Annotated in this window: 19 protein-coding genes; all 19 read right to left on the bottom strand. The window is 56.8% G+C overall.

Annotation, left to right across the window (positions count from 1 at the left end; genetic code table 11):
* Positions 1 to 43 precede the first annotated feature (43 nt).
* A complete protein-coding gene (locus ACH518_RS20025) occupies positions 44 to 964 on the bottom strand; it encodes an LpxL/LpxP family acyltransferase (protein ID WP_445371378.1) in 921 nt (306 codons plus the stop codon).
* A complete protein-coding gene (locus ACH518_RS20020) occupies positions 961 to 1695 on the bottom strand; it encodes a glycosyltransferase (protein WP_445371377.1) in 735 nt (244 codons plus the stop codon). The genes ACH518_RS20025 and ACH518_RS20020 overlap by 4 nt, the downstream gene beginning before the upstream one ends.
* On the bottom strand, positions 1692 to 3368 hold the full coding sequence (locus tag ACH518_RS20015; RefSeq protein WP_445371376.1) for an AMP-binding protein: 1677 nt from the start codon (positions 3366 to 3368) through the stop codon (positions 1692 to 1694). The genes ACH518_RS20020 and ACH518_RS20015 overlap by 4 nt, the downstream gene beginning before the upstream one ends.
* 4 nt (positions 3369 to 3372) lie before the next feature.
* Positions 3373 to 3915 carry a hypothetical protein gene (locus ACH518_RS20010; protein ID WP_445371375.1) on the bottom strand — a complete coding sequence of 181 codons (543 nt, stop codon included), beginning with the start codon at positions 3913 to 3915 and terminating at the stop codon, positions 3373 to 3375.
* A gap of 1 nt (position 3916) precedes the next feature.
* The gene (locus ACH518_RS20005) at positions 3917 to 4165 is read right to left on the bottom strand and encodes an acyl carrier protein (protein ID WP_278210934.1); all 249 of its coding nucleotides are present in this window, start codon (positions 4163 to 4165) and stop codon (positions 3917 to 3919) included.
* A 6-nt stretch (positions 4166 to 4171) separates the two neighbouring features.
* Positions 4172 to 4429 carry a phosphopantetheine-binding protein gene (locus ACH518_RS20000; RefSeq protein ID WP_140914219.1) on the bottom strand — a complete coding sequence of 86 codons (258 nt, stop codon included), beginning with the start codon at positions 4427 to 4429 and terminating at the stop codon, positions 4172 to 4174.
* Complete coding sequence (locus ACH518_RS19995; protein ID WP_445371374.1) at positions 4410 to 5204, bottom strand: lysophospholipid acyltransferase family protein; 795 nt, start codon at positions 5202 to 5204, stop codon at positions 4410 to 4412. Before ACH518_RS19995 ends, ACH518_RS20000 begins: the two co-directional genes overlap by 20 nt.
* Positions 5189 to 5917 (bottom strand): beta-ketoacyl synthase chain length factor, encoded by a 729-nt coding sequence (locus ACH518_RS19990; RefSeq protein ID WP_445371373.1) that lies wholly within the window; start codon positions 5915 to 5917, stop codon positions 5189 to 5191. Before ACH518_RS19990 ends, ACH518_RS19995 begins: the two co-directional genes overlap by 16 nt.
* A 582-nt stretch (positions 5918 to 6499) precedes the next feature.
* On the bottom strand, positions 6500 to 6799 hold the full coding sequence (locus tag ACH518_RS19985) for a hypothetical protein (protein ID WP_445371372.1): 300 nt from the start codon (positions 6797 to 6799) through the stop codon (positions 6500 to 6502).
* Positions 6796 to 8238, bottom strand: a complete 1443-nt coding sequence (locus ACH518_RS19980) for an ATP-binding protein (RefSeq protein ID WP_445371371.1) — start codon at positions 8236 to 8238, stop codon at positions 6796 to 6798. The genes ACH518_RS19985 and ACH518_RS19980 overlap by 4 nt, the downstream gene beginning before the upstream one ends.
* Before the next feature lie 486 nt (positions 8239 to 8724).
* On the bottom strand, positions 8725 to 9372 hold the full coding sequence (locus ACH518_RS19975) for a glutathione S-transferase family protein (RefSeq protein WP_278210939.1): 648 nt from the start codon (positions 9370 to 9372) through the stop codon (positions 8725 to 8727).
* A 19-nt stretch (positions 9373 to 9391) separates the two neighbouring features.
* A complete protein-coding gene (locus tag ACH518_RS19970) occupies positions 9392 to 9787 on the bottom strand; it encodes a nuclear transport factor 2 family protein (RefSeq protein ID WP_445371370.1) in 396 nt (131 codons plus the stop codon).
* 218 nt (positions 9788 to 10005) lie between these two features.
* Complete coding sequence (locus ACH518_RS19965) at positions 10006 to 10365, bottom strand: hypothetical protein (protein ID WP_140914226.1); 360 nt, start codon at positions 10363 to 10365, stop codon at positions 10006 to 10008.
* A 33-nt stretch (positions 10366 to 10398) separates the two neighbouring features.
* Complete coding sequence (locus ACH518_RS19960; RefSeq protein ID WP_445371369.1) at positions 10399 to 10818, bottom strand: hypothetical protein; 420 nt, start codon at positions 10816 to 10818, stop codon at positions 10399 to 10401.
* An 18-nt stretch (positions 10819 to 10836) separates the two neighbouring features.
* Complete coding sequence (locus ACH518_RS19955) at positions 10837 to 12060, bottom strand: beta-ketoacyl-ACP synthase (RefSeq protein WP_445371368.1); 1224 nt, start codon at positions 12058 to 12060, stop codon at positions 10837 to 10839.
* Positions 12054 to 12779, bottom strand: coding sequence for a 3-oxoacyl-ACP reductase FabG (gene fabG / locus ACH518_RS19950; protein WP_445371367.1), 726 nt, complete (start codon positions 12777 to 12779; stop codon positions 12054 to 12056). Before fabG ends, ACH518_RS19955 begins: the two co-directional genes overlap by 7 nt.
* Positions 12772 to 13221, bottom strand: coding sequence for an ApeP family dehydratase (locus ACH518_RS19945; protein ID WP_445371366.1), 450 nt, complete (start codon positions 13219 to 13221; stop codon positions 12772 to 12774). The genes fabG and ACH518_RS19945 overlap by 8 nt, the downstream gene beginning before the upstream one ends.
* Positions 13218 to 14399, bottom strand: a complete 1182-nt coding sequence (locus tag ACH518_RS19940) for a beta-ketoacyl-[acyl-carrier-protein] synthase family protein (RefSeq protein ID WP_445371365.1) — start codon at positions 14397 to 14399, stop codon at positions 13218 to 13220. The genes ACH518_RS19945 and ACH518_RS19940 overlap by 4 nt, the downstream gene beginning before the upstream one ends.
* Positions 14380 to 14946, bottom strand: a complete 567-nt coding sequence (locus ACH518_RS19935; protein WP_445371364.1) for a DUF3261 domain-containing protein — start codon at positions 14944 to 14946, stop codon at positions 14380 to 14382. Before ACH518_RS19935 ends, ACH518_RS19940 begins: the two co-directional genes overlap by 20 nt.
* Positions 14947 to 14948: the final 2 nt, after the last annotated feature.

The raw sequence follows: 14948 nt of genomic DNA, 5'->3' as shown, positions 1-14948 counted from the left end.
GGCAATACCGCTTAGGCCGCCGTTCTTTTGAACGGCGGCTTTTTTATGTCTGCCAGAAATCGTAGAAATTGAACCATTGCAACGGCGCTTGCAATGTATGCTGTTGCAGCCGCTGGGCATAAAGCGCGGCCGCTTGTTGGATAACGGCCTCCCGCTGTTCGCGCCGCCAACTCAACGCTTCGCCGATTCGTTCGAACACGATTTGGTGTCTGCCCTTGCGGTTGACGCAAAACAGGTAATACACCGGGCATTTCAACAGGCCGGCCAATACGAAGGGCCCGAGCGGCAATCGGGCCGGCGCCCCCAGGAAATCGACGGTCAGGGTACGGCCGCCGTTGACCGGCGTGCGGTCGGCCGCAATCACCACCAGTTCGCCCTGTTCGATTTTTTCCGCCAGCAGCATGGCCGTGGCGGCATTGATTTCGGTGACTTGCAATAAATTCATCGCACTGTCCGGGTTGTAACGGCGAAGCAGGCGATTGAATTTCTCGGCGTGCTTGGTATGCACCAATACCGTGATCTTGACGGCAGCGTCGCGGTCGGCCATGACCCGGCATACTTCCGGATTGCCCAGGTGGTTAGCCAGCAACAAGGCGCCACGGCCGCCGGCAAGGTCCGCCAATAGTTGTTCGCGGCCCGAGAATTCGACATCGTTTACCGCGATCAGACCCGACCAGGCGGCCAGTTTGTCGATAATGGCGTTGGCGAAGCCGAGGAAGTGGCGGTAGCTATCGAACAGGCTACCCGATAGCTTCACCTCGGACTGGAAAGCCGCCAATCTGGCCAGGTAATCGCGGCTGGCGCGTCTGGCCGCGGAATTTGCCAGCCAGTAATAAGTCACGACCGGGTAGAGAAAGACTTGCAGCATCTGCCGTCCGCACAGTCGGTAGACCGCAAACAACAGGCGCATACCCCAGGCCAGGCTCCAGTCCTGCATTTGCGACCAATGCCGCTTGGTTTTCATCGCCAATGCCGCGCCAGCAGGCGGGGGATACGAGGCAGCATGCCGCAAAACAGGCAGGCGTGGGCCGCCGAAATCTTCAAGTTGTCCCGCCATAAATCGAAATGGGAAACGCCGTCCAGCGGGTAGCGGATGGCGGTCGCCAGGTTGACCGCCTCCTGTCCGTGCCAGTACAGACGCACTACGATATCGATATCGAACGCCATACCGGGCGCCAGCCGGCTGCCGGCCAGCAATTGCTCGACTGCCGTCAACGGATACAGGCGAAAGCCGCACATGCCGTCGCCGATAGCAGTCGACAAGGTATTGACTGCGATCCAGAAATTGGTGATTTTTCGGCCATGAACCCGACTTTTCGGCGCGTCGCTCTGGTATTGCGGGGTTCCCAAGATCATTTTTTCCGGATGTTGGCAGCCCAGCTCGAGAAATTTGGGAATATCGTCCACGTCATGCTGGCCGTCGGCGTCGATTTGCAGCGCATGACTGAAGCCCTGGGCGATGGCCCTTTGAAAACCGTCGACTACCGCCGCGCCCTTGCCGCCGTTACTCGGCCGTTGTAGCAGAGTGATCCAACTGCGGTGTCGGGCGGCACACTCGATCAGTACTTGCCGGCATGTCGGACTACTGCCGTCGTCGACCAGAATGCAAGGCAAACCGAAGCGTTCCAATCGCGCCAGCAATGGCACGATCGCGCGTTCGTGGTTGTAAACCGGGATGACCAAACAGGTTTTCATGATGGGTCCGCTGCGTATGCCAAACGGCCGGAACTATAGACTTGTTCGGCTTGGCTGAATCGGAAATTCAATTTGTTGCTGTCGCGGCGCCAGTCCAGCGTTAATTGCAATTCATAATCGGGACGGACCGGTTTAGCGAACTTGACGGCTTCCAAACGGCTAAACGGCGCGTTGATGTTAAAAAGTTGTTTGCCGAAATGCTCGGCCCAGCCGATCTGCACCACACCGGGCAGAATCGGATAACCCGGGAAGTGGTCGGCAAAATAGCGCAGCTGGCGCGGCACTTTCAAACCCAGCACCACGGTGTCCGGCTGCAAGTCGGCGGTTTGCAACAGCGGCATGCGGTCGTTGCTCTGTAACAAGGTTTGCAGCAATTGGCTGTCCAGTTTGGCTTGCACGGTGGTCGGCATGGCGGACAGAAATAGCCACTTGCGCGGAATCAACACCGCTTCGAACCACGGCTGCAAAGCTTCCTTCAGCTTGCCGATCAAGGCTTTACGGCCGTGGGCGGCCATCGCCGCGTTACCGGCTGCTGACAGTACCGCACAGACCGCCAACTGGTCGCGGCTGCCGGCCAAGGCCAGGGCATGGACTTCGCTCAGCCAGGGGTTATCCGCCAAATGCCGTTCCAATTCGGTTAGAGATAAGCGTTTTTCTTCGATTTTGACGATACGGTCGCGGCGGCCGTGCAATAGGAAACGGTCCTTGCTTTGCAAATCCAGCCTGTCGTCCAGTTCCAGCGTGTTATCGTCCGGCAAATAGGGTGAACTCAGGTAGGCCTTGCCGTCGATTAGTTCGAGACTCAGGCCGTCGAACAATTGCCAGACCGGATCGGGATAGCGGCGCCAGGCGATGCCGCCGGTTTCGCTGCTACCGTAGATTTCCAGCGCCGCCCGGCCGCAATGGCGCTCAATCTGCGCGGCGGACTCGGCCGGAAGCGGGCCGCCGGAACTGAAAATGGCGGAAAGCCCGGCCAGACTGGGCCACGGCGCATCGGCCGCCAGCCGCTTCAAATGGGCCGGGCTGGCGACCCAGCAAGCCGGACCGGCTGCGGCTTGTCGAGCCAGATGTTCGGCATCCAACGCCGTTTCGCTGTGGAAAGTGCGGCCGGCCGCCAGCGGCCACAACACCCGGAACAGCAGGCCGTAGATATGTTGCTGGCTGACCGTTGCCAGAATCCGGCTGCCGGCCAAATCCCGGCCCCAAAGCCTTTCCAGCGTGTCGACTTCGGCTTGCAACTGTCGGAGGGATTTGGTTATCGATTTGGCCGCGCCGGTCGAGCCGGAGGTGAAAATCGCCAGATTGTTCGCGTCCGGCTGCAGACGGCCGAAAACCGGCGTTGTGGTTGGTTCCTGGTCCAGCCGGTAATCGAAGCCGGCTTGCCAGTCGCCGATCAGCCGGCAGCCGGCCTGTTGCAGTTGCTGCGCCGTGCCGGGCCGGTTGTTGGCGGCGAGCCAGACCTGCTTGCCGACGTGCCACAGCGCGCACAACAACACCGCAAACGGGTAGGCGTCGTGGCAGAACAAGGCATATTTTTGCCCGTTTTCAGCGGACAACGATTCCCGCCAGTCATCGACCGCCGCGCGAAATTCGGCGAAGCTGTAATCGCGGCCGCCGTGTCTGGCAACGGTTCCGGTCCGCTCGGCACTGAGTAAATCGGCCAGCGCAATCAAGAGCTTATTCCGGTTTCAGCGTGCGCAGCCTGACCCAATATTCGCCGGCAAACAGCAATCCCATCAGCAGGTACGCGATCAGGCCGTTGTACAGGCTCCAAACCTGGAAACTGCTCCACAGCGCGGTCGCCGCGGCGATGCCGCCGTTGACGATAAAAAAGCCGCACCAGACCTGGGTCACGCGCCGGGTATACAACACGCCTTGCGCCGGCAGATCGGGTTGCTTCAACCGGGCCAGACGTTCGACGATCGAAGGTGGATGGAGCAGGCTGGCCGCAAATATCGCCAGCATCACCGCATTCACCAGCGCCGGATAAAAGCGTAAAGCCACGGCCTGATTGCTCCAGAACGTAAAGCCGGCGTAGGCCAAGCCGGCCAGCAACAATGGTTTGCTCCAGTCGGCGCGGACCAGAGCCAAGCGCAATAGCAACATCGCGCCGAGTGCCAGCGCGATGAGCCGGGGTTGCAGGTATTGCAGGCCGAAATACACCGCCGCCGGATACAGCGCGGTTAACAGGCCGATCAGCGCATTCAAGCCCGGCGCCATCTCAATCCTGCATCAGGCGGTGGACGGCCTCGACCACGTCGCCTATGGTGCGTGCGGTTTTGAAATCCTCGGGTTTCACCATTTTGCCGGTGAGTTCTTTCAGACGCACAATCATGTCGACCGCGTCGATACTGTCGAAATCCAGGTCTTCGTAGAGGCGGGCTTCCGGTTCGATGCGGTCTGGGTCCATTTCGAACATTTCCACCATGATGTCCTGGATGGCGGCCAAAATTTGTTCACGATTTTTCATAAGCTGTTAACTGCGCGCGGAATCGATAAATTGAGCCAGAGCCGCAACCGACGAAAAAATCTGCGCCACGTCGTCCTGTTCGGCGTCGATTTTAACCTGGTATTGCTTGCGGATCGCCACGCCCAATTCCAGGGCGTCGATCGAATCCAGCCCCAGCCCGCCGTTAAACAGCGGCGCCGAGCTGTCGATGTCGGCGGCGTCGATGTCTTCCAAAGCCAGCGTATCGACGATCAGGCGTTTCAATTCAGTTTCGGTGTTGCTCATAAGCTTGGCGTTGTTCGGTGAAGTAATCCAATAAAGTTTGGGTCAGCCGGCGCACCGCGATCGAGTGCGGCTGCAGTCGGCGGTAATCACTCAGGTCGATGTCGTCGCCGACGTCCATCCGTAAATGAAACCGCCGCGGCGGAATCCGGTACCAGGCCAGGTTCTTGGTCAAGGTGCTGGGGGTGCAAGTCAAGGTCACCGGGGTTAACACGCAGTCGGCGGCCAGGGCAATCGCGGCGGCGCCGCGCTGGAAGCGGTAGACCTGGCCCGGTACCGAACGGGTGCCTTCCGGGAACACGATCAGACCGCCGCCGCCGTTCAGCCATGCCGCACAATCGGCGATCATGGTCTGCGAATCGGCATTGCTGATGTAGCCGGCATGCAGGATCGAGCCGCGCATGGCCGGATTGCGCCACAAGCTGGCTTTGACGATGCAACTGGCTTGCTTGATGCGGCTGAGCAGAAATACCACATCCACCAAGGTCGGGTGGTTGGCGACCACCAGTTGGCCGGGGCGGTTCAGTTTCTCGCCGCCGCAGATTTGATAGCTCATCACGCCCAGCCGGTGCATCAAGCCGATAAAGGCATAAAAGCTCAGATGAACCATGGTTTGGGCGCGACAGGCTTTGCGGCGGCGGTCGCCGGGTAGCAGCGCCAGCAACGGAAACACCACCAACCACAACAGCACACCGCCGAGGCCGAAACAGGCGAAGCTGATTGCGGTTGCCGCCAGTCGCCAAAGATAGTTGATGTTGTGACTCAGAGTTTTTGCCATTGCCAACCGCGGTCGCCGTTTCCCAAATGCAATTCCGATTGGTCGGCGGCCAGGAATTCGATAAAGGCCGGCAATTGTAGCGGTTGCTCGCCATCCTGACGAGTCGAGCTTGTCGGCGAAAATTCCAGCGCCAGGCCGGGGCCGTCAAGCGCCAGCCGCAATGCGGCTGCGCAGGGAAAGGGTAACGAGACCGCAAAATCGGCCGAAGGAAAGAAATCCGGCAATATTTCGTCGTAATACACCAGCAGGACTTCGCCGTGTCCGGCGTGTAATAAGCCCAGCGCTTCGATCAGTCCCGGTCCGAGCCCGCCGGCGCCGGGGGCGACGCAATTGATTTCGCAGCGGTTGGCGTAGGTGATCGAAAACAGGCCGGCAATCGCATTGTGTACCGACAGGCTGAACGCGGTCGGCGATAATTCCTCGCCGCGCTGTAGATCGTTCAGCATGTCCAGGCATTTGCCGATTTCGCCGTGCGACGAGCTGAACACGGCCGGCATTTGCTCGCCGGGCGCCAGGCATTGCTCGACGGCGAAGATCGCCGCCTTCGCCAGTGGGCTGAGCCGGCGTTGCAAGGGTTTGGGCGTGTATTGCAGCGGCGGCGGGGGTTGATGATCCGGCGGTTTCCGGCCGGCCGCAAATTGTTGCCAGTCATCCTGGGTTTGCAAGCCCGGAGCCCAGGCGCTCCAGCGGCGGATGATGAACGGGTAGGCCATGTTGCGGAAGTCGGTTGACGCTGGCGCCGAAGCGGCGGGGAGCAAATTATAATCGGGAACTGAACTACCGCGCGCGGGTCGCCGTTCAGAGGATTCGGAACGAGGGAATTTGGACGGGTGATGCAATACGAACCGAAGCCAAGGCCGTAAGGTGTAATTGGGTAGGGCGTCAATAGGCTAAGCCGTATTGCGCCGCAAGTTGGCTTTTAATCATGCGGCGTATTACGCTATCGCTAATACGCCCTACGCGGGCTAAATATAGAGTCAGTCAAAGGCAAAAAAGAGTTTTTCACCAACCTGCTAATGCATCCCAAAAATCAGGAAATTTCTTCACCGCATTGACAATCAATGTAAGGAAAGAAACAACTAGAGCCAAAAGGGAGAAATACAAAGCTCGTCTGCTCAAATGCTTCGCCGTAACATAATTAACGTAAAATTCGATATTTGTTATACCGCGAATTTTCTGCACCTTCATATCACAAGGCAGGTACAAACTCTTGCTTAGCACGCAACTGCTGTCTTGATAGAAAAAACACTTTTGGCATCTTTTTGAAAAAAAATTATTTAACATTTTCAAGCGTCCTACTTTTTAATAATATGCAAAAGCGGCCTAAGTTTTATATCCAATTTTCGGAGTGATTTATATGCCACATTGCTGGAAATTTTGAATAATTTTATATTCTTTCTCTTGTTTTTATAAATTGGGAAAATTGTCTTAAGTGCATTTCTGATATCGCTTTCCGTTGCTTTTATTTTGCACATCCCTTTGCCTGCTAATATATCTTTATGTATATCATCAATATTAACAAAACACACGGACGAATTGATTGGTAGCCTAGTTAATGCCACTTCGGCAACATCAAGCATCAGATTGGTACTCATAGATATTGATCCACTGATTTGCCAGGCTGGCCACATCGGTCAATATACTCCGCCCAATCATTACAGATTTCTAGATAAATATCTAGCTTTGGAAGCGGTTCGTACTCTCGAACAATTCTAGTCTTTGGTTGCTTTTTTGAACCACTAGAAGTAAGTCGAATTTCTTTTGGTTCCCCAAATTCATAAAAAAACTTGTTTTGCTTTGATGAAAGGAATCGAATTCCTTCGTCAATATCATTTTCCGAATGGCCAAGTGCCGTCAAGGCTTTGTAAAAATTAATGTTGTTGGCGCGAAATAATTTAACCCCTTCGAGAATATTAAAGTAGAGGGAGTTGTTAGACTTACGTGACCTCTCTTTGTGTAAGTTAATGATCTTATATCCAGAATCTTTGGAGTCGAACAATATTTTTAGAACTCCTTCGCGGCCTATAATTTTTCTTTCAGTTCCTTCCTCTGTTCGCGATTCCAGAGCTGAGTGATTTTCTAGAATATATTTCAGGCTCTCATACGCTATAGCAAATGTTTCACGCAAGTCTCCGCTTGTGATTCTCTGCATAAATGTGTTATGTTTGATAGTTAAGGGATATTCAAATCTTGGAAGATCGTCGACGATAGCGCCGTATTCTCGGGCAATTTTACATAGTTCATTTTCTCGGCTAAAAAGGTCTTTCAAGATGCCATATAGCTTGTTTGTCTTGTTACTTTCAGACAATACTGGCGCCAATCTAAGGGATATAACGTTTTCGACTGATATTGGGGCAAGCTCAATTTGTCTGGCTTTTCTAATATAACTATACCGAAATCGATCATCATAGTTGTCAATAGCATTTAGTAAAGGCGGTCTAACTGACAGAACTAAGCTGACATTCCTGCTATTAGAAAAAGGAAGGAAATACTTCAATAACTCCCCCCACTCTTCCTCGGCGTAGTCAAAATCATCTAGAAAAACTGCAAGTAATTTATTGTTTTTTTCTCTTGTAAGTAATTCAAGATGATCGTATGCGTGTTGGAAATTTTGATCGATTGTGTTGGTTGGCTTTAATGTGTGAATTGGATAGGAAATGGCATCGAAATATTTTTCAATCTCTCCTATGAAAAATAATAACAGTCCTTCCTTTGTTCTAGGGACAATTCTTCTATAATCGAGAAATATTGGAAATATTTTCTTAGGATTGCAGTTATTTAGTAACTTATGCATAAAGCTTGTTTTTCCAACACCAGCGCCACCAACTATCAGAACGTTTTGCGCCGTGCTATGCTGATCGGACATTAAGGCGTAGAACTCATCACATTGATTCTTTCTGTTATAGTAGAGCTCTTCAAATAATTTGGTGTTTTTGTTGTTCGCTATGTCGACAAGGTCATCAAATGCTAAATTTATAAATTTCCCTAATTCTTCAGAAAATTGTATTTGTTCAGGAGTGGGTTGATTCTGCATATTTTTTCCGGTGTTACATTTATGTTTTATTCTAGTTGAAAGACTTTTTTTGAAAGAAATATCCATAGATACATCTATGGAGGCTGATCAAATGATTTATGGCGTTAACTGTACATCAAAATTGATATAACGATCTTAGGTCTTTTAGAAAAACATGCAAAAAAATTAGTGACCGCTTCAGAGCTGTAGGTCTGATTAGCGATAGCGTAATCGGACGCATGTTGATGATCTTCGGTCCTCCGATTACGCTACGCTAATCGGAGCTACGTGGACTGTCATATCTCATTATCGGCGTTTCGTTTGATGGGTTTCGCTTCGCTCTACCCATCCTACTGTCGGCAATTGGTTCACCCCTGTCGGTTGTCTCCTATGGCCGCTACCGACCACTCACCATCTCACCCCAACCGCCGAATTTGTTTCGGCAGAATAAACCACCGAAATTCGGTATCCGGTCACCGATAAAACGGCACGGTTGCCAATGCTGCTCTATTCGAACGCGCTGATGACTTCGCTTTCCTGTTTGCCGGCTTCGATCCAGGCTTGCGCTTCCGGGCTGTGCAACACGGTTTGCACGTAGGCTTCGGCGTCCGGGTTGGTGACTAACTGGTAGGTGTGGAAGCGGAACGCCACCGGTGCGTACATCGCGTCGACAATGCCGAAACGGCCGAACAGCCAGGCGCCGTCTTTGCCGTGCCGGCGTCGGCATTGTTGCCAGATTTCGCCGATGCGGTCGATATCCGGCTGCACCCCTTCCGGCAAGTGCTTCGCGGCCGGCGTGCGCCGACAATTCATGCCGCAATAGGTGCGCAATGCGGTGAAACCGGAATGCATTTCCGCCGCCAGCGAGCGCGCCAACGCCCGTTCGGCAAAATCGTCCGGCCAGCCCTGGGTTTGCGGGAAGCGTTCGGCCAGATACTCCAGAATCGCCAACGAATCCCAAACCCGCAGTTCGCCGTCCAGCAAGACCGGGACTTTGCCGGACGGCGAGTATTGCAGGATTTTGGCTTTGGATTCTTCCTGGTACAGCGGAATCCGGATCTCTTCGAACTCGATATCGTGGTGTTTCAAATAAAACCAGGGCCGGAACGACCAGGACGAGTAATTTTTATTGCCGATGACCAGACTCAAACTCATATCGATAAGCTCCCGTGTATCAAGATTCCAATAGTGCGCCGCGGGCCGCGGCCGCCGGGTCGCAATAATGCGCCATGACCCGGCAAATTTTACCGGCAGCGTCGATTTCCATCGTTTCCGCCGCCAGCAGGTCGTTCACGCTGCGGTACAACAAGGTGACGCTATCGACGCCCGGCAGGACCTGCAATAGCGTGAAATGCAATTCGGGGAATTTGGCCAGTCCCTGGGCAAAATAGGCTGCCAAAGTCGGTTTGCCGCGCAGGCTGCCGTCCGCGATATCCATGAGTTTGACGATGAACGGGCTGCGAAACTCGATCGCGTCGGCGTAGTGCTCCATGATCTGCGCCAGGTCGCGGCTATTCCAGGCCTGGAGCCAGGCGTCGGCCAGTTTGTCGGCTTGTGGTTGGGTAAGCATGTGTTAAATCGTAAGTTGCCGGAGTGGTGGTTTGACGGCCGGGCGGGTTCGGCGCCATCGTATGCCGTTTAATTTAACAGCATTCCGGCTAACGGGAAAAGCCATTATGCCTATTCGCCGCTGCCGCCATGGTCAGGCGCTACAGGCAATGCCGGCGCAACCGGCCGGCGGGCTTCGGTTCGCGGCCGGCGGCCGGGCCGGAACCGAAGCGGTGCGGATTATTCCTGTTTGTCGTTGATCAAGTCGTAGGTGATGTTCGGATTCAGACCCATCGGCCAGTAAATCAACGAGAACGGCGGCCAGAAAATGGAAACCACCCGGAATTTGGCGCGGAGCTTGCCTTCTTTCACCACCTTGCCGTCTTTCTCCAGCCGGTAAGGAATACCGCCGCCCGGCGGCATGCCGGCTGCAGTCCAGAAGAACGGCCGGGTGGTGACTTCGCCGTTGGCTTTAATGTCCACCGGTTGCGGCCGCTTGTACAGATACAATTGCGAGCCTTCCGGCACCTTGAAATGGCCGGTCGTGGTGCAGCCCACCAACAGGCTCAAAAACAGCGCGAGTACGATCTTGTTCAGCATGGTTGTCTCCTGGGTTGAATAAAGCGTTATGGTTTATTTTCGGAATGGTTCTATCAGTAACGGGCGGATTTTGTTTTTGGTGCGGCCAACGGCGGACGGCCCCAAGCCGGCGTTATAGGAGGCCATGCCGATCTGGCGGCCGTCCTTGTTGACCGAGAATTCCGCCAGCGACAAATATACGCTAAAAGTCCAAAACCAATCCCAGGACCATTGCGCCTCGTAGCTCATCGTATACGGACAATCGCCGCCTTGGCCCAGCAGTTCGGTTTCGATGGCGTGTTCCGCCAACTGGGCGCGGACTTCGGGCAGGAAGTCCTCCATATAGGTTTTCGGATTTTCCTTGATGCACAGGCGGCTGATGGTTTCGGTGGCCGGTACCGGTTCGATCCGGATCACCGGCGAGGCGCAGCCTTGCACGAGCAGAACCGATAACAGGGCGATCAACTTTTTCATGTGTGTCTCCGCGTCGATTTAAAAACGTTTGAAAATCAGCGAAGTATTGATGCCGCCGAAGGCAAAGTTATTGCTGATCACGTATTCGGTGTCCACCAGCCGGCTTTGGTCACGAATATAGTCCAGATCGGCGCAGGCCGGGTCGACCTGCTCCAGATTCGCGGTCGGGTGAAACCAACCGGCGTTCATCATCATGATCGCGGCCCAGGCTTCCAGCGCACCGCAAGCGCCCAGGGTGTGGCCGGTGTAGCTTTTCAATGCGCTGATCGGGGTATTGCCGCCGAATACTGCGAAGGTGGCGCGGCTTTCGGCGATATCGCCGTGTTCGGTGGCGGTGCCGTGGGCGCTGATATAGCCGATGGCCGATGCCGGCAGGCCGGCATCCTGCAGCGCAAGCCGCATCGTGGTTTGCATGCTGGTCGCGTCCGGCTGGGTCACGTGCAGGCCGTCGGAGTTGGTGCCGAAACCTGCGACTTCGGCGTAAATATGCGCGCCGCGGGCCTGGGCATGCTCCAGTTCCTCCAGTACCAGCGTGCCGGCGCCTTCGCCGATCACCAGACCGTCGCGGTCGCGGTCGAACGGCCGCGGCGATTGGTCCGGTTCGGCATTGCGCAGACTGGTGGCGAACAGGGTGTCGAACACCGCCGCTTCCGAGGCCGACAATTCGTCGGCGCCGCCGGCCACCATGACCTGCTGCTTGCCGTATTTGATCGCTTCGTAGGCGTAACCGATGCCCTGGCTGCCCGAGGTACAGGCGCTGGAGGTGGTATACACCCGGCCGTTGATGCCGAAAAACAGGCCGATATTGACCGGCGCGGTATGCGCCATCATCCGGATGTACGACGTGGCGTTGAGGCCGTCGGTGGCATGGTTCAACAGCATATTGCCGAAATCGGCGATCGCCTCGAAACTGCCGGCGCAACTGCCGTAAGCGATGCCGGTAAGGCCGCTGCCCAGACAGGGGTGATCTAGCAAGCCGGCGTCGACCAAAGCCAGTTCGGTGGCGTAAGTGGCGAGCAGTGCCACCCGGCCCATGCTGCGGGTTTGTTTGCGGCTGTAGTGGGCCGGCCGTTCGAATTCCACCGGCGCCGCCAGCCGGGTATTCAGGCCCCGGTATTGGTCCCATTCGGCGAGGGCGCGAATGCCGGTACGGCCGCTTTGCAAATGTTGGGCAATCGTCGGCCAGTCGTTGCCGATCGGCGACAAGCCGGCCATGCCGGTAACCACCACCCGCTTCAACACAGGCCTCCGTTCACCGCAATCACCTGGCGGGTGATGTAGCCGGCGTCTGCCGACAGCAGAAATGCCACCGCCGCGGCCACTTCTTCCGGGCGGCCGACCCGGCGCGCCGGGATCATTTGTTTGATTTCGTCCAGCGGCAAGGCTTCGGTCATGTCGGTGTCGATCAAGCCCGGCGCCACGCAATTGACCGTGATTTCGCGCTTGGCCAGTTCCAGCGCCAGGGCTTTGGTCGCGCCGATGATGCCGGCTTTGGCCGCGCTGTAATTGACCTGGCCGCGGTTGCCGATCAAACCGGAAACCGACGACAGGGTCACGATCCGCCCCGGTTTCCGCCGCCTGACCATCGGCATCACTAGCGGCTGCAACACATTGTAAAAACCGTCCAGATTGGTGCGGATCACGCTGTCCCAATCTTCGCCGGTCAAGGCTGGAAAGGCATTGTCGGCACTAATGCCGGCGTTGCAGACCACGCCGTAGTAGGCGCCGTGGGCTTCGACGTCGGCGTTCAAAATGTCGGCGCATTCGCTGCGGTTGCCGATATCGAATTGCAGGATGCGCGCTTGGCGGCCCATCTGCGAAATTTCGGCGGCGGCGGCTTCAGCGTCGGCCCGCCGGCTGCGGCAATGCAACACCAGGTCGTAGCCGCGTTCGGCCAGGTAAAGTGCGATGGCTTTGCCGATACCGCGGCTGGAGCCGGTGACGAGAACAGTGTTATTCATCGGGTAAGGATTGGTCGGATCGAGGTTGGTAGACATTCAGCTTGGCGCTGATTTCGATATTGTCGCCGCTAACCCGGCAATCGAAAACGCCTAATTGCTCGTCCTGCACGATTTTTTCGATCGTCACGACCAGTTCGCAGCCGACCGGCAAGCTGCCGACATTGCTTTGCAGCAGACGGCTGCCGAGCAGGAAACCGAGACGGATCGGCTGGCCGGCCTGTTTGGCTTGCAGGCCGACATAGGCGCCGATGGCTTGCGCCATGTATTCCAGTGCCGCCCAGGCCGGTACCGCGCGTTCGTCGCCGAACAGCAGGCCGTCGCCGCGCACGGTCAGCACCGCGCTGAGCCGGTCCTCTTCAAAGCTGACTACCCGGTCCAGCAATACCATGTCGCCGGTATGCGGCAATAACTCGGCGATGTCCCAATCGGTCACGGCTGTCATGCCTGCGCTATCACGATCGAAACGTTGCTGCCGCCGAAGGCGAAGGAGTTGCTTTGGCAGACTGTTAACGGCCGGCCCAGGCTCTGGCCCGGCGCCACCCAATTCAACGGCGGCAGTTCGGGGTCGATGTCGTCGCCGTTGATGTTGGCGATCAGGCGGCCTTGGGGATCGTTGCTTTGCAGTAACAACCAGCAAAAGCCCAGTTCCAACGCCGCCGCCGCGCCCAGGGTGTGGCCGCTCATGCCTTTGCTGGAACTGACCGGCGTGTCGGCGCCGAACACGGCATGCACGGCCTTGCTTTCCATGGCGTCGTTCAACAGCGTCGCGGTGCCGTGCATATTCAGATAGTCGACTTGCGCCGGTGTCAGGCCGGCCTGATCCAGCGCGGCTCGCATTGCGGTTTGCACGGCGGTGCCGTCCGGATCGGGGGCCGAGAAGTGGTAGGCATCGCTGGTTGCGGCCACGCCGCGCAAACAGACCGGCCCCGGCTGTTTGCTCAGGATGAACAGCGCGGCGGCTTCGCCGATATTGATGCCGTCGCGGCGGCGGCCGAAGGGTTTGCACAAGCCGGCGCCGACCGATTCCAGCGCGGCGAAGCCGTTGACGGTCAAGCCGCACAGGCTGTCGGCGCCGCCGACTATGACCGCGTCGCACAGGTCCATCGCCAGCAGCCGTTGCGCCGAGGCAAAGGCCTTGCCGCTGGAGGCGCAGGCGCTGGACACGGTGTAGGCCGGTCCGCGGATTTGCAGATACTCGGCCAGAAAATCGGCGCCGGCGCCCATCTGCTGTTGCTTGTAGTGGTAAGCGGGCGGCAGCCGGCCGTGTTCGGCTTGGTAAGCCAGAGCCAGTTCGGTATTGCGGACCCCGGAGGTGCTGGTGCCGAGGGCGATGCCGATCCGCTCCGGGCCGAAGCGTTCGCGCATTGCTTCGATGCCGGGGCGGATTTGATCGGCGGCGGCCAACAGCAGTTGGTTGTTGCGGCAGGCGTACACGGCCAGTGTGTCCGGTATTTCGGGTAGCGGTGTTGTGACTGCGCCCAGGTACTGGCTGCGGCCCGGACTGAATGTGTCGCTCGGTTGCAGCCCGCTGCGGTCGCCGCGCCACAAGCCGTCAAGAACCTCCTGTTGGCCGCTGCCCAATGCGCAGAGGATGCCTAAGTCATTCAGGTAGCAGTTCATAGCTCAGGGTATCGATGGTCAAGCGATAGCGGTAGCGCAGGTTCGACAATTCCGCGTGCCGCGGCCAATCGGCTTCATTGGACAGATAAACGATTTCGGCGATTTTTTCCGTGCCTTGGAACAGTTCGCGGCGGTTGGCCCCGCTTTGCAGATGCCAGCCGGGCGGTAGCCGGTCTTGCAACTGCGAGGCCGGCCAATAGATCAATTGCATATCGGCGACGATGGCGCGCGGGTCGACCGCATCCGGCAGCAACGGATTTTTATCCAATGCCAAGTTTTCGCCGTCGTAGCTCAAATTGAACAAACTCAAACCGTCTTTGCTAGTGCCGGCCATCGCGATGCGTTCGGCCGTCAATTCCAGCGCGCAGAGCAGACTGTCGCCGCCGCCCGGCCAGGTCGCCGTCACCAGTTGCAGGATGTGTCGGGCCGGGCCCAACGGCGGCGCCAGGGTTGGCGCGGCGGTATCCGCTGTCGGCGGCACCGGTGCGCATGCTGCGGCCAATATCAGGGTAAAAACGGCCGGCAGGCCGCGGCGGAGAGCTTGCAATA

This window comes from Methylomonas sp. HW2-6 (genome assembly GCF_052474525.1).
This window is presented reverse-complemented; position numbering and strand designations above follow the sequence as displayed.

Excerpts from the sequence above, each read along its gene's own strand:
- ACH518_RS19960 (WP_445371369.1), bottom strand. The coding sequence starts at position 10,818 with ATGAAAAAGTTGATCGCCCTGTTATCGGTTCTGCTCGTGCAAGGCTGC.
- ACH518_RS19970 (WP_445371370.1), bottom strand. The coding sequence starts at position 9,787 with ATGCTTACCCAACCACAAGCCGACAAACTGGCCGACGCCTGGCTCCAG.
- ACH518_RS19945 (WP_445371366.1), bottom strand. The coding sequence starts at position 13,221 with ATGACAGCCGTGACCGATTGGGACATCGCCGAGTTATTGCCGCATACC.
- ACH518_RS20020 (WP_445371377.1), bottom strand. The coding sequence starts at position 1,695 with ATGAAAACCTGTTTGGTCATCCCGGTTTACAACCACGAACGCGCGATC.
- fabG (WP_445371367.1), bottom strand. The coding sequence starts at position 12,779 with ATGAATAACACTGTTCTCGTCACCGGCTCCAGCCGCGGTATCGGCAAA.
- ACH518_RS19995 (WP_445371374.1), bottom strand. The coding sequence starts at position 5,204 with ATGGCAAAAACTCTGAGTCACAACATCAACTATCTTTGGCGACTGGCG.
- ACH518_RS19940 (WP_445371365.1), bottom strand. The coding sequence starts at position 14,399 with ATGAACTGCTACCTGAATGACTTAGGCATCCTCTGCGCATTGGGCAGC.
- ACH518_RS20010 (WP_445371375.1), bottom strand. The coding sequence starts at position 3,915 with ATGGCGCCGGGCTTGAATGCGCTGATCGGCCTGTTAACCGCGCTGTAT.
- ACH518_RS20000 (WP_140914219.1), bottom strand. The coding sequence starts at position 4,429 with ATGAGCAACACCGAAACTGAATTGAAACGCCTGATCGTCGATACGCTG.
- ACH518_RS19965 (WP_140914226.1), bottom strand. The coding sequence starts at position 10,365 with ATGCTGAACAAGATCGTACTCGCGCTGTTTTTGAGCCTGTTGGTGGGC.
- ACH518_RS20025 (WP_445371378.1), bottom strand. The coding sequence starts at position 964 with ATGAAAACCAAGCGGCATTGGTCGCAAATGCAGGACTGGAGCCTGGCC.
- ACH518_RS19985 (WP_445371372.1), bottom strand. The coding sequence starts at position 6,799 with ATGAGTACCAATCTGATGCTTGATGTTGCCGAAGTGGCATTAACTAGG.
- ACH518_RS19980 (WP_445371371.1), bottom strand. The coding sequence starts at position 8,238 with ATGCAGAATCAACCCACTCCTGAACAAATACAATTTTCTGAAGAATTA.
- ACH518_RS19990 (WP_445371373.1), bottom strand. The coding sequence starts at position 5,917 with ATGGCCTACCCGTTCATCATCCGCCGCTGGAGCGCCTGGGCTCCGGGC.
- ACH518_RS20005 (WP_278210934.1), bottom strand. The coding sequence starts at position 4,165 with ATGAAAAATCGTGAACAAATTTTGGCCGCCATCCAGGACATCATGGTG.
- ACH518_RS19975 (WP_278210939.1), bottom strand. The coding sequence starts at position 9,372 with ATGAGTTTGAGTCTGGTCATCGGCAATAAAAATTACTCGTCCTGGTCG.